Annotated in this window: 13 protein-coding genes, 1 tRNA gene and 1 pseudogene; 12 read left to right on the plus strand and 3 right to left on the minus strand. The window is 38.0% G+C overall.

Translation table 11 applies throughout. The features are described 5' to 3' along the window. Nucleotides 1-35 precede the first annotated feature (35 nt). The 3 genes from galE to Q2T41_RS12215 all read left to right on the plus strand — a co-directional run bounded on the left by galE (nucleotide 36) and on the right by Q2T41_RS12215 (nucleotide 2778). On the plus strand, nucleotides 36-1052 hold the full coding sequence (galE, locus tag Q2T41_RS12205) for a UDP-glucose 4-epimerase GalE (protein ID WP_304436325.1): 1017 nt from the start codon (nucleotides 36-38) through the stop codon (nucleotides 1050-1052). Between the two features lie 76 nt (nucleotides 1053-1128). Continuing rightward, nucleotides 1129-2400: a metal-dependent hydrolase family protein gene (locus Q2T41_RS12210; RefSeq protein WP_304436326.1), complete on the plus strand. Its 1272-nt coding sequence runs from the start codon at nucleotides 1129-1131 to the stop codon at nucleotides 2398-2400. Nucleotides 2401-2424: 24 nt separating this feature from the next. Next, nucleotides 2425-2778: a hypothetical protein gene (locus tag Q2T41_RS12215; protein WP_304436327.1), complete on the plus strand. Its 354-nt coding sequence runs from the start codon at nucleotides 2425-2427 to the stop codon at nucleotides 2776-2778. Nucleotides 2779-2809: 31 nt separating this feature from the next. Here the strand turns inward: Q2T41_RS12215 and Q2T41_RS12220 are convergent, their stop codons facing one another. Beyond that, complete coding sequence (locus Q2T41_RS12220; RefSeq protein ID WP_304436328.1) at nucleotides 2810-3913, minus strand: acyltransferase family protein; 1104 nt, start codon at nucleotides 3911-3913, stop codon at nucleotides 2810-2812. Nucleotides 3914-3959: 46 nt separating this feature from the next. After that, entirely contained in the window at nucleotides 3960-4475 is a 516-nt protein-coding gene (locus tag Q2T41_RS12225; RefSeq protein ID WP_304436329.1) for an alpha-ketoglutarate decarboxylase, read from the minus strand. A gap of 116 nt (nucleotides 4476-4591) precedes the next feature. Between Q2T41_RS12225 and Q2T41_RS12230 the strand changes: the two genes are divergently transcribed. Together Q2T41_RS12230 and odhB are read left to right on the plus strand one after the other, a co-directional pair. Continuing rightward, nucleotides 4592-7387, plus strand: coding sequence for a 2-oxoglutarate dehydrogenase E1 component (locus tag Q2T41_RS12230; RefSeq protein ID WP_304436330.1), 2796 nt, complete (start codon nucleotides 4592-4594; stop codon nucleotides 7385-7387). A 27-nt stretch (nucleotides 7388-7414) separates the two neighbouring features. Beyond that, nucleotides 7415-8640: pseudogene (odhB, locus tag Q2T41_RS12235) on the plus strand (2-oxoglutarate dehydrogenase complex dihydrolipoyllysine-residue succinyltransferase). Between the two features lie 46 nt (nucleotides 8641-8686). Here odhB and Q2T41_RS12240 read toward each other — a convergent pair. Then, entirely contained in the window at nucleotides 8687-9136 is a 450-nt protein-coding gene (locus Q2T41_RS12240) for a retropepsin-like aspartic protease family protein (RefSeq protein WP_304436331.1), read from the minus strand. A 38-nt stretch (nucleotides 9137-9174) separates the two neighbouring features. Here Q2T41_RS12240 and Q2T41_RS12245 point away from each other — a divergent pair, with 38 nt between their 5' ends. The 7 genes from Q2T41_RS12245 to Q2T41_RS12275 all read left to right on the plus strand — a co-directional run bounded on the left by Q2T41_RS12245 (nucleotide 9175) and on the right by Q2T41_RS12275 (nucleotide 13571). Further along, nucleotides 9175-9942: a TatD family hydrolase gene (locus Q2T41_RS12245; protein ID WP_304436332.1), complete on the plus strand. Its 768-nt coding sequence runs from the start codon at nucleotides 9175-9177 to the stop codon at nucleotides 9940-9942. A gap of 18 nt (nucleotides 9943-9960) precedes the next feature. Beyond that, complete coding sequence (locus Q2T41_RS12250) at nucleotides 9961-10992, plus strand: asparaginase (RefSeq protein WP_304436333.1); 1032 nt, start codon at nucleotides 9961-9963, stop codon at nucleotides 10990-10992. 71 nt (nucleotides 10993-11063) lie between these two features. Further along, nucleotides 11064-11151, plus strand: a tRNA-Ser gene (locus Q2T41_RS12255). 77 nt (nucleotides 11152-11228) lie between these two features. Continuing rightward, complete coding sequence (locus Q2T41_RS12260; protein ID WP_089259264.1) at nucleotides 11229-11975, plus strand: MotA/TolQ/ExbB proton channel family protein; 747 nt, start codon at nucleotides 11229-11231, stop codon at nucleotides 11973-11975. Nucleotides 11976-12000: 25 nt separating this feature from the next. Next, complete coding sequence (locus Q2T41_RS12265; RefSeq protein WP_089259266.1) at nucleotides 12001-12432, plus strand: hypothetical protein; 432 nt, start codon at nucleotides 12001-12003, stop codon at nucleotides 12430-12432. An 11-nt stretch (nucleotides 12433-12443) separates the two neighbouring features. After that, complete coding sequence (locus Q2T41_RS12270) at nucleotides 12444-13067, plus strand: ExbD/TolR family protein (protein ID WP_089259268.1); 624 nt, start codon at nucleotides 12444-12446, stop codon at nucleotides 13065-13067. A gap of 21 nt (nucleotides 13068-13088) precedes the next feature. After that, complete coding sequence (locus Q2T41_RS12275) at nucleotides 13089-13571, plus strand: ExbD/TolR family protein (protein WP_089259270.1); 483 nt, start codon at nucleotides 13089-13091, stop codon at nucleotides 13569-13571. Nucleotides 13572-13644: the final 73 nt, after the last annotated feature.

The following is a 13644-nucleotide window of genomic DNA, read 5'->3' on the forward strand; positions in this document are numbered from 1 at the left end:
TTTCTTACTTTTGAACAACGCAGAAATAGAATTAAATGAAAATATTAGTTACAGGTGGATTAGGTTTTATTGGTTCTCATACCGTTGTTGAGCTTCAGGAAAAAGGGTTTGAGGTGGTCATTATCGATGATTGCTCCAATTCTGATGAACAAGTTTTAAACGGCATTACGACCATTACAGGTAAGAGGCCGGAATTTGAAAAGATTGACCTAAAGGAGAAGGATAAAGTAGAGGATTTCTTTAAAAGACATCAAGATGTAGCAGGTGTTATACATTTTGCGGCGTCCAAAGCGGTTGGTGAAAGTGTTGAAAAACCGCTATTATATTATGAGAACAACATAGGTACGTTGGTCTATATTTTAAAGGAACTGTGCAAGAAGAACAAGGCTAGCTTTATCTTTAGTTCATCCTGCACGGTTTATGGACAGGCCGATAAAATGCCAATTACGGAAGACGCACCGGTAAAGGTCGCAGAATCCCCATACGGCAATACCAAGCAAATGGGCGAGGAAATTATAGCGGACACCTGTAAGGTAACCCCTGGACTAAATGCCATTGCCCTAAGATATTTTAATCCTATGGGTGCACACCCTAGTGCTGAAATTGGAGAATTGCCAAAAGGTGTTCCACAAAATTTGGTGCCCTTTATCACGCAAACAGGTATTGGACTAAGGGACCAACTCGCTGTTTTTGGTGATGATTACCCTACCAAGGACGGTACATGTATAAGAGATTATATTTATGTGGTCGACCTGGCAAAAGCGCATGTGGTAGCCCTGGAGCGTTTATTGGATGGAAAAAATGCTGATAATTACGAAGTGTTCAACGTGGGCACGGGTACAGGGAGTTCAGTCTTAGAGGCTATACAAAGTTTTGAGCGTGTATCCGGAAAAAAATTAAATTATAAAGTAGTTGATAGGCGACCTGGCGATATTACCACTGCATATGCGGATACTACAAAGGCAAATGAGATTTTAGGTTGGAAATCTGAATATACTTTGGATGAGGCCATGAAATCTGCATGGGTATGGGAACAGAAGATAAGAGACTGAATTTAATGGATTTTGCACTAAAAATAAGGGGAAATATAGCTATATTTCCCCTTATTTAATTTATATCTCGCTGCATATGAAAACTATTTTTACATTTTTATCATTATTGACTTTTGCATTGATCAATGCCCAGGATACCTATTTACAATGTGGAAAAATCGTGGATATTGAATCTGGCAAGGTACTGTCGGAAAAGACAATTATTGTATCGGGAAACAAAATTAAGGGAATAGAAAATGGATTTGTTACGGGGTCATCCTCAGATGAACTTATTGACTTAAAGGATAAAACCATATTACCAGGTTTTATTGATATGCATGTACATATTGAGAGCGAGTCCAGCCCTTCGCGCTATTTGGAAAGATTTACCAAGAACGAGGCAGATGTTGCTTTTCAATCTACTGTCTATGCAAAAAGAACTTTAATGGCCGGATTTACTACCGTTAGGGATTTAGGTGGATCAGGGGTAAATATCTCATTAAGGGATGCCATAAATAAAGGAATAGTCGTAGGACCAAGAATATTTACTGCCGGCAAGTCCTTGGCAACTACAGGGGGTCATGCAGATCCTACCAATGGTACGCGTAAGGATTTAATGGGTGATCCAGGGCCAAACGAGGGGGTCGTTAATTCTCCCGAAGATGGAAGGAAAGCGGTTAGACAGCGCTATAAGGATGGTGCGGATGTAATTAAAATCACTGCAACTGGCGGGGTATTAAGTGTGGCAAAAAATGGACAGAATCCACAATTTACCCTTGAGGAAATTAAGGCGATTACAGAAACTGCAAAGGACTATGGTATGCTTACCGCTGCTCACGCCCATGGAGATGAAGGTATGCAAAGGGCAATAAAAGGAGGTATAAAAACCATTGAGCACGGCACCTTAATGTCTGAGGAGACCATGGGCTTAATGGTGGAATATGATGCTTATATGGTACCAACATTATCCGCTGGAAAGGAGGCTGCTAGATTGGCTGAAATTCCAAACTATCTGCCGCCCGTAGTAGCCAAGAAAGCTTTGGAAATAGGTCCTAAATTAGAAGCGACATTTGCCAAAGCTTATAAGAAGGGGGTTAATATTGCTTTTGGTACGGATTCCGGAGTATCGCCACATGGAGAAAACGCAAAGGAATTTATATATATGGTCAAAGCAGGTATGCCAATTATAGAATCGTTAAGGTCTGCAACCATCACCAACGCCAAACTGTTAGGAGAAAGTAAATTAGGTTTGATAAAGGAAGGTTTTATTGCGGATATTATAGCGGTCAATGCTAATCCAATAGAAAATGTGGAAACCTTGACCAATGTAATATTTGTTATGAAAGAGGGTGTAATCTATAAACAATAGCCGCCAAGCTATAGATTGTTTTTAATGAGAATTAATGTAAATAATAGCACAGAATTATTGCAATTGACCAAAGAGCAAAAATTGCAAGGGCAATTACAAAAACAAATTAAAAAGGATTTTATCTTGGCCAATGTTCCTTTACAAATATCATCTGATGTTGAATTAAAGGCGTATGTTTCCATTATAATGGAAAAAGTATACGTTTTGTTAATGGAGCGTTTTCCAGATTATCTTAATTTGTTGTATGTCATAGACGTTCCGGAACGCGATTTTAAGCATATAAAAATTACAGATCCGGTTGAGGTTGCCGCCCAAGTCACCTTTTTGATTCTAAAACGGGAATACCAAAAGGTTTGGTATAAGAATACTTATCAATAGATTATACCTTAATATATAGTATTTAAGCTTCCTAAACTTTAATGTAAATTCCTTTTTTGTCCATTATATATCCTATCAACCAACAGGTCAACATAATCCATAAAGCAAATAATAACGAGCCAAAATAATTGCCGGCAATTGAGATAAAGATATTATCGGCTATCCAATTATAGGCCGTAGTACCAGTAGTTTTTATTTCTGCCAAAGAAATTATAAAGAGTTCGGACAAAAGATAGATGAACAGCGTATTTCTTCCAAACACTTCAAAAAAGTAGGTCCATTTGCCCGGTTTTGACATATCCAATAAATACATTAGGATAGCGATAATGACAAGGTCTATACCACATGTTAGCAATACAAAGGAGCTTGACCAAAGTTTTTTGTTGAATGGTATTATTTGGTGCCAAGAAAATCCTGCTACAATCAACAGTGCCGCTATCATAAGAAGTTTGGCTACCGTTTCAAAATGCTGTCCTTTATTTTGAATGAATTTCCCTGTTAGGTATCCTGCAATAACGTTTACAACGGCAGGCAAGGTGCTTAACAATCCTTCAGGGTCAAAAGCCACCCCTCCGTTGCCGTGATACATATGGCTAGGGCCAATAAGCAATTTGTCCAGTTTTAATACGGCATTGCCCGTCAATGTCAAATCGCCAAATACCACCAGTATTACATTATATATTATGAGCGAGGCGAAGCTGAAGATAACTACCGTTCTTGTCTTGAAATAATGTATTAGCACGGCAGCAATTAAATAACATAAAGCAATACGTTGTAACACTCCAAAAATTCTGGTTTCGGATATTGGTTTTAAATGTCCGTCTTCAAAAAAAGGAAACCAATACATTAGAAAGCCTAAAAGAAATATAATAGCAAAGCGTTTAAAAATTTTCTTTAGAAATGCCGCATTTCCCATGGTTTGGTATTTTTTCATGCTAAAGCTCATAGCATTTCCCACAACGAATAAAAAGGTTGGGAAAACTAGGTCGGTAAGGGTAAATCCGTTCCATACGGCATGTTTTAAAATCCCAAAACTGGTATCCCCATTTCCGGGGGAGTTTACTATGATCATTAGGGCTACATCCATACCCCTAAATACGTCTAGGGAAAGATACCTATTTTTTAATGTGTTCATTTTGGTTGGTTTGGTTGGTTTGGTTGGTGTTGAAAGGTAAATAAAATTAAAAGTATACTCGAACAAATGGCATCAATGCGTTTGCATATATACTTTTTTGTTCGTTGAACAAAAGGTCATAACGTAGGCCAACAGTAATATTACGTGTACTGTAACCGGCGCCTATGAAAAATGCGGGAAGCCAATAATTATCGGATATACTGTTTGTAGAAGTGGCAATGGTACGGTTTATGCGTAATTGTTCGTATTCAGTGGACAATTGTAATTGAGGAATTGGGTTGTAAAGAGATAGCATGCTACCCCCATAAGCCAAGAACTTGTTGTCGTTGAATTTGGAATAGTTGAAATTTAAACTTGTACCAGCGGCCAATTGGTCGGTGAACTGGTAAATTGCACTTGGGGAAATTGATCCATTAAAGCCATTGTTAGTGAAACCTAGTCCTATTCCGCCTCCAAACCTTACATGGTTCCAAAAATCGGAGTTTTTAACGGAATTTTGGCTGTTACAAAAGTTGTAAAAAAGAAGAATTATTCCCGTAAACATTAATTTTGACACCCTCATTAACAGATTTTGTTTTAAAGTTCAACTTTTTTCAATAATACATAACATTCTTCCGTTAGATATCGTAAATGTTGTATTTTTGTTCAAATTTATTCTAAATATACAGAAAGTAATTCATGGATAAATATTCCTTTTTGAATACCGCCCATACCTCTTTTTTTTCAGAGTTATATGATAAGTATTTAGTGAATCCAGATAGTGTTGAGCCAAGTTGGAGGGCCTTTTTTCAAGGTTTTGATTTTGGAATGGAAACCTCTTTGGATGAACTAAGTTTTGATGAAAATCGAACCACTGTTATGGTCAATGGGGCCAAGAGTGAAATGCCGCAATCCTTGCAGAAAGAATTCCAGGTCATTCGTTTGATCGATGGGTACAGGGGTAGAGGGCACCTCTTTACCAAAACAAATCCGGTGAGGGAAAGAAGGCATTACGAGCCTTCTTTGGACATAAAGAATTTTGGTCTGGAAAGCTCTGATTTGGAAACTGTATTTAATGCAGGTGACATTATCGGGATAGGGCCAAGTCCTTTAAAGGAAATCATAAGGCATTTGCAAAGCATCTATTGTGATGCCATTGGGGTGGAGTATATGTTCATTAGAAACCCTGAAAGGGTCAAGTGGATACAGGATTGGATAAATGTTAATGATAACCATCCGGATTTTGGTCCTGAAAGAAAAAAACACATCCTAAAGAAATTAAACCAGGCCATATCATTTGAAACCTTTTTACACACCAAGTATGTAGGGCAAAAACGATTTTCCCTAGAAGGGAACGAATCATTGATTCCTGGCTTGGACGTAATTGTGGAACGTGCTGCGGAAATGGGAGTGGAACAGTTTGTTATGGGTATGGCACACCGTGGTAGGTTAAATGTACTTACCAATATTTTCGGTAAATCCGCTAAGGATATCTTTAGTGAATTTGACGGTAAGGATTATGAGCAAGAAATTTTTGATGGGGATGTAAAATACCATTTAGGGTGGACATCTGACCGAAAATCTGATAACGGAAATAAGATAAAAATGAATATTGCGCCAAACCCATCCCATTTGGAAACGGTTGGTGCGGTCGTTGAAGGTATAGCAAGGGCAAAGCAAGATGCGGACTATAAGGACAACTTTTCAAAGGTATTGCCTATTGTCGTTCATGGTGATGCCGCTATTGCTGGACAAGGTCTAATTTATGAATTGGTGCAAATGGCAGGCCTGGATGGGTATAAGACCGGTGGTACAATTCATATTGTTGTAAACAACCAGATCGGATTTACCACTAACTATTTGGATGCAAGAACATCTACCTATTGTACGGATGTAGCTAAAGTTACCCTAAGTCCCGTACTTCATGTAAATTCTGATGATGCAGAGGCTGTGGTACATGCATCACTTTTTGCATTGGAATATAGAATGCGTTTTGCAAGTGATGTATTTATAGATTTGTTAGGGTATAGAAAATATGGACATAATGAAGGGGACGAACCCAGATTTACCCAGCCAAAATTATATAAGGCCATTGCAAAGCATAAGAATCCTAGGGATATCTATGCGGAACGCTTGATCAAAGAAGGTATTATTGATGATACCTATGTGGCGCAGTTAGAGAAACAGTATAAGGATTCTTTGGAGGAAAAACTTGAAGACTCCAGAAAAGAGGATAAAACTGTGATCACTCCTTTTATGGCAGACGAGTGGAAAGGATTTGAAAGCGTACGTGAGTGGGAAATGATGGATGCGGTAGATACAACCTTCAATAAAGAAAAGCTTACAAAGATTGCCAAAGTAATTACCGAACTGCCCAAGGGCAAGAAGTTCTTGCGCAAAGTGGAGAAATTGGTCAAGTATAGATACAATATGTATTTTAAAAACGATAATCTTGATTGGGCCATGGGAGAGCTTTTAGCTTATGGCACTTTATTAGAGGAAGGTTTTGGGGTACGTATTTCCGGACAGGATGTTGAGCGTGGTACGTTTTCCCATCGTCATGCGGTAATGAAGGTAGAGGAAAGCGAAGAAGAGGTTATTCTGTTGAACCATTTATCTGAACAACAAGCAAGGTTCCAAATTTACAATTCGCTATTATCGGAATATGGAGTTGTAGGTTTTGATTATGGCTATGCTATGGCAAGTCCTAATACGCTAACGATTTGGGAAGCCCAGTTTGGTGATTTTAGTAATGGTGCCCAAATCATGATCGATCAATATATTTCTGCTGCGGAAGATAAATGGAAACTTCAAAACGGATTGGTAATGTTGTTGCCCCATGGTTATGAAGGTCAAGGAGCAGAACATTCATCCGCAAGGATGGAACGGTACCTGCAATTATGTGCCAAGGATAATATGTATATCGCAGATGTGACAACACCGGCACAAATGTTCCATATACTCCGCAGACAAATGAAGGCCAATTTTAGAAAACCGTTGATTATTTTTACGCCAAAAAGTTTGCTTAGGCATCCTAAGGCAGTTTCTAAAATTTCAGATTTGACCGATGGGGGATTCAAAGAAGTTATAGACGATGATGCTGTTGAGGTCAAAAAAGTCAAAAGTCTTGTGTTCTGTACTGGTAAATTTTATTACGATCTTCTTGCGGAAAAGGAGAAGTTGGAGCGTGCAGATGTTGCTTTGGTCAGGGTTGAACAATTGTTTCCGTTGCCAGACGAACAAATGAAAGAAATAATAGCCAAATACAAGCATGTGGATGATTTGGTTTGGGCTCAGGAAGAACCTAGGAACATGGGCGCTTGGAGCCATTTACTAATGCATTTTAGTGATGTGCAGAAATTTAGGGTTGCATCTAGGCGTTTTTATGCGGCGCCTGCTGCAGGTAGTGCTGTAAGGTCTAAAATGCGCCATCAACAAGTAATAGATTATGTTTTTGACAAGTCAAAAAATAATATGTTCAAACCAAAAAAATAAAATATAACATATCAAATTATAGAAAGAATGATTCTAGAAATGAAGGTCCCTTCCCCGGAGAGTCTATCACAGAGGTAGAAATAGCGGAATGGTTAGTTGAAGATGGGGATTACGTAGAAAAAGATCAGGCAATCGCTGAAGTAGATTCGGACAAAGCTACTTTGGAATTACCAGCGGAAGCCAGTGGGGTGATTACCTTAAAAGCAGAAGTTGGCGATGCTGTTGAAGTAGGCGCTATTGTTTGTTTGATCGATACGGGGGCGGAAAAACCAGAAGGCTCGGATGAAAAGTCCAATGAAGCCACTGAAAAAGAAACAGCTCCAGTTCAAAAAGAGGCTGAAAAAGCCCCGCAGCCAGTACAGGCTAAAGAAACATATGCTTCTGGAGTAGCTTCCCCCGCGGCCAAAAAAATATTGGACGAAAAAGGAGTGGATAGCGCAACGGTAAAAGGAAGTGGTCGTGATGGTAGGATCACCAAGGAGGATGCGGTAAACGCCGTTCCTTCAATGGGTACACCAACCGGTGGAAATAGGGGGGAGACTCGTTCCAAGTTATCTATGCTACGAAGAAAGGTAGCAGAAAGACTGGTATCCGCAAAGAACGAAACGGCTATGTTGACCACATTCAATGAAGTGGATATGAGCGCCATTTTTGAACTTCGTGATCAGTATAAAGTAGATTTTAAAAACAAGCATGGGGTTGGTTTAGGATTTATGTCATTCTTTACCAAGGCAGTTGTAAGGGCACTAGAAATGTATCCTGCGGTAAATTCCATGATAGATGGCAAAGAAATGATTTCTTATGATTTCTGTGATATCAGTATAGCGGTATCCGGTCCAAAAGGACTTATGGTTCCCGTTATCAGAAATGCTGAAAATTTGACGTTCAGGGGAATAGAGTCAGAGGTTAAACGTTTGGCAATTAGAGCCCGTGAAGGGGAGATAACCGTAGATGAAATGACTGGTGGAACTTTTACCATTACCAATGGTGGGGTATTTGGTTCTATGCTATCTACGCCTATCATAAATCCTCCACAAAGTGCCATATTGGGTATGCACAATATTGTGGAGCGTCCTATAGCAAGGGAGGGGGCTATTGCAATAGCTCCAATTATGTACGTAGCATTGTCCTATGACCATAGAATTATTGACGGCAAGGAGTCTGTAGGATTCTTGGTAGCGGTTAAGGAGGCATTGGAAAATCCTACGGAGCTGCTTATGGACAACAATGTAAAAAAAGCCTTGGAAATGTAAATTTTCAAAAATTATAGATACATATGTAAAAAGCGTTGGGCAGGTCTCAACGCTTTTTTGCATTTAAGTACAAACGTTTTTTACCATAATCAATAATTGCATTGGATTTTTTGAGGATGTCCGCACCTATAATTCCGTTTACAGGTTCGGCATTATGAGCAGTCAGTGCTTCATTGACATGTTTAAGGTCAAATAGGACAATTTTAAGTTTTTTATATTCCCAGGATCCTATGTGGACCGTATTTTTTTTGGAAACCAAGGTGTCCATATTGGTGGCTCCCGCACCGGCCGCCTTAATTTTTGATTCTTTTGAAATTAATCCAAAATCATCTATTTGATCTATGCCGATACATGTGTTCGATGCCCCGGTATCTAAAATAAATCTACCCGTAATATCATTGATTTTGGCATTTAACTCAAAATGGTTGGTGGCCGTAAGGGTTAACGGTATGCAAACGTATTTTTTTTTATTAAGAAAGTCCTTGAGACTGCTCATATATAATTTTTTGTCAAAGATAATTCTATTTTTGCGCTATGATAATAACTGATACGCATACCCATTTATATAGCGAGGCTTTTGACGATGATAGAGAAGAGGTTATAAGAAATGCTATTGATCAGGGGGTAAAACGTTTTTTTATCCCTGCAATTGATTCTACTTATACTGAACGTATGTTGTCCTTGAAAGAGTTGTTTCCGGACCATATTTATCTCATGACAGGCTTACATCCTACACATGTTAAAGAGAATTACATGGACGAACTTTTACACGTAAAAGAATTATTGTCCCGGCATCAATATTATGCCATTGGTGAAATTGGAATTGATCTGTATTGGGAAAAAAAATATTTAAAAGAGCAGCAAGAGGCTTTTAAGTATCAAATTAAATTGGCAAAAGAACATCAATTACCAATTGTAATACATTGTCGTGATGCTTTTGATGAAGTGTTTGAACTTTTGGAAGAGGAAAAAGGAAACGATCTAAGGGGTATTTTTCATTGTTTTACCGGTACTTTTGATCAGGCGGAAAAGGCAATTTCATATAATATGAAATTAGGTATTGGCGGGGTGGTAACTTTTAAGAATGGCAAAATAGACCAATTTTTGGATAAAATTGATTTAAAACATCTTGTCTTGGAGACCGATGCACCTTATCTGGCACCTACACCTTATCGTGGTAAGCGCAATGAAAGTGCTTATATTGTCAACGTTTTGGATAAGTTGGCCGATCTGCATAACATATCGGGTGAAGAACTGGCAATGATAACAACTAATAATTCCAAAGCGGTATTTGGTATTTAAAACTAAACGAAGGTTAATTTGAGTTCAAAAAAAAGTAGAATTTTATTGATCTATACCGGTGGAACCATTGGTATGATGAAAGATTATGTCTCTGGGGCACTTAAGGCGTTCGATTTTTCCCAATTGCTGAAAAGTATACCTGAATTAAATCAATTGGATTGTACCATAGCCAGCCTTTCCTTTGAATATCCTATAGATTCATCTAACATGAATCCGGACCACTGGGTAGCAATTGCAGAAATTATTGGTTCAAATTATGGGGAGTATGATGGTTTTGTAGTCCTGCATGGCAGTGATACCATGAGTTATACGGCATCTGCACTTAGTTTTTTATTGGAAAATTTGTCAAAACCGGTGATTTTGACCGGATCGCAGTTGCCCATTGGTGACTTAAGGACAGATGCAAAGGAGAACTTGATTACTGCCATTCAAATAGCAGCTTTACAGGAAAAAGGTAAATCCGTAATACAAGAAGTAGGACTATATTTTGAATACAAATTATATAGGGGCAATAGAACTACAAAAATAAATGCTGAACATTTTCAGGCATTTGCATCGTTAAACTATCCGCATCTTATAGAAAGTGGTGTGCATTTATCCATTTTTCATGAATACTTATTGCCTAAGAAAAAAAATGCGGTATTAAAAGTGCATAATGCCATGGATGATAACGTCGCCATTTTAAAACTTTTCCCGGGAATCAACAAAAATATTGTAGAAGCAGTGTTGGGAGCAAAAGATTTAAAGGCCCTGATATTGGAAACTTATGGTTCTGGGAACGCCCCTATGGAAGATTGGTTTCTTGAAAAGTTAAAATTTGCAATAAAAAATGGTATCCATATCATAAATGTAACACAGTGTTCAGGGGGTGCGGTATTGATGGGTCATTATGAGACAAGTTCAAAGTTAAAGAAAATGCAAGTTATTAATGGTAAGGATATTACAACAGAAGCAGCAATTGCAAAAGCAATGTATCTTTTAGGTTCTGGGGTATCCAATGAATTGTTTAAAACAGTTTTTGAAACTTCGTTGCGTGGAGAAATGCTTTAAAATTAACATAGCTTTAATTTCTTAAACTAATAATTTTTTTGTTATTTGCCCACCCTTAAAAAAGGTATCATAGAGAGGTGGCCGAGTGGTCGAAGGCGCACGCCTGGAAAGTGTGTATACCCCAAAAGGGTATCGAGGGTTCGAATCCCTTCCTCTCTGCTAGTAAGTTTTACTTTTTTTATATTGTTTTTTTTTTATCTTTAACCCTATTAACTAACTAATTTAAGTTTGAAAAAATGAAAAAATTATTTCCAAGCCTGGCAGTTGCTGGGGCATTTGTATCAGGTACAAATATTGTAAGTGCAAAAGTAGCAGCGGTAGCATTGCTAGTTCAAGAAGGAGCAGAGGCTGAAAAAGGATTTACTCAGGTTTTGAAAGAAATGTTCATAACAGGTGGTGCCGGTTTTATGGGTATCGTTCTTTTGTGTTTGATCCTTGGCTTGGCTGTTGCAATCGAGAGAATCATTTACTTGAACATGGCAAGTACCAATTCTACAAAACTAAAACAACAAGTTGAGGATGCATTGGCATCAGGTGGTGTTGAAGCTGCAAAGGAAGTTTGTAGAAATACAAAAGGACCAGTTGCTTCTATCTACTATCAAGGTTTGGACAGAGCTGGTGAAAGCGTAGAGTCAGCTGAAAAAGCTGTAGTTGCTTACGGTGGTGTGCAAATGGGTCAGTTAGAGAAAAACGTTTCTTGGTTGTCCTTGTTCATCGCTATTGCTCCAATGCTTGGTTTCATGGGTACGGTAATCGGTATGATTCAAGCCTTCCAGAAGATTGCGGCTGTAGGTAACTTAAGTGCATCTCTTATTGCAGGTGATATCCAAGTGGCGTTATTAACAACAGTATTCGGTCTTATTACGGCTATTATACTTCAGATTTTCTATAACTATATTATCGCTAAAATAGACAGCATCGTAAATGATATGGAAGACTCTTCGATTACATTGATCGATATGTTGGTAGATCACAAAAAATAAGTAACACTTTTAATACCTAAAAATTATGCAAAAAATTATTAAAATAGCATTAATTGCTATAGGTGTATTAAGTGCTGTGCTGTGGTATTTACTACCAAGTTCGGATATGCCGGCAGCTGAAGCTGCTCAGAGCGGTGCAATGAACACAATGTTTATCATTACTTATTTATTACTTGGTATTGCCGTAGTAGTGAGTTTGGTATTTACATTGAAAAATTTATTTTCCAATCCTCAAGGTCTTAAAAAGACATTGTTCGTAGTAGGAGGCTTTCTATTAGTAGTAGGGGTATCCTATGTATTGGCAAGCGGTACTGACGTTGATCCGGAGTATTTGGAAATGTCGGACGAAAGTACGGTTAAGAAAATAGGAATGGGTCTAAATGTATTTTTCATCTTGACTATAATCGCTATACTTTCTTTGGTTATACCGGCGATCAAAAATATGTTTAGTAAATAAAAATAATAACTATGGCTAGAAGAGCAGGAGCACCAGAGGTTAGTGCAGGTTCAATGGCGGATATAGCGTTCCTTTTATTAATCTTCTTCTTGGTTACAACGACCATTGAGACAGATGCAGGATTGGATCGTATGCTTCCACCAATGGAGCCGCCGACAGAAGAACCACCAATTATTAAGCAAAAAAATATCTTTACGGTAAACATTAACCGTAACGGGCAGTTGTTGGTTGAGGATGAAATTCTTTCCATTAACGATTTGCGAGCGAAGGCAATAGAGTTTTTAGATAATGGTGGGGCACCTTCGGGAAGTCCAGATTATTGTAGCTATTGTAAGGGTAAACGTAATCCTGAATCTTCGGATAACCCTACTAAGGCGATCATATCGTTGAAGAACGATCGTGAAACTAAGTACAGTACCTATATCACCGTTCAAAATGAATTGGTTGGGGCTTACAATGACCTTAGGAATAGAGAGGCCAAAAGGTTGTACGGTACGGATTATGTAGCCATGGAGGCAGAATATCTAAATCCGGAAACTACTGATGACAAAAAAGAGGAGTTAAAGGAAAAAGTGACCCGTATTCAAGGGCTGTTCCCTCAAAAATTGTCAGAAGCCGAAACTTCAACAGAATAATTAATATTTAAAAGTAACACTATGTCAAAATTTGCAAAGAAAAAAGATGGAGAGGTACCTGCGGTATCAACAGCTTCCTTACCTGACATTGTATTTATGCTTTTATTCTTCTTTATGACGGTAACCGTTATGAAGGATAGTTCTTTGAAAGTTGAAAACGTACTTCCTAATGCAAGTGAAGTAAAGAAATTGGAGAAAAAAGATCGTGTTATTTATATTTATGTTGGGAAACCGACTAAAGAATACGAAAAAACATTTGGTACGGAACCAAAGATTCAATTGAACGACAAGTTTTCAAGTCCTTCTGAAGTTGGAGATTATATTTTGATGGAAAGAGCTAAAAAGCCTCAAGAACTTCAAAATGTATTGACAACGGCTTTAAAGGTTGATAAGAACGCCAATATGGGAATCATTTCCGATATTAAACAGGAATTAAGAAAAGTAAATGCTTTGAAGGTAAATTATACAACTTACGAAGGCGATGCTTTTAATAATCTACAATAGTTAGTTAGTAATATACAAATTGTCAAAACGCTTCAAAGTTATTTGAAGCGTTTTTTATTTGATTAACTTTACA

The organism is Maribacter confluentis, from assembly GCF_030505015.1.
Lineage (GTDB): Bacteria > Bacteroidota > Bacteroidia > Flavobacteriales > Flavobacteriaceae > Maribacter > Maribacter sedimenticola.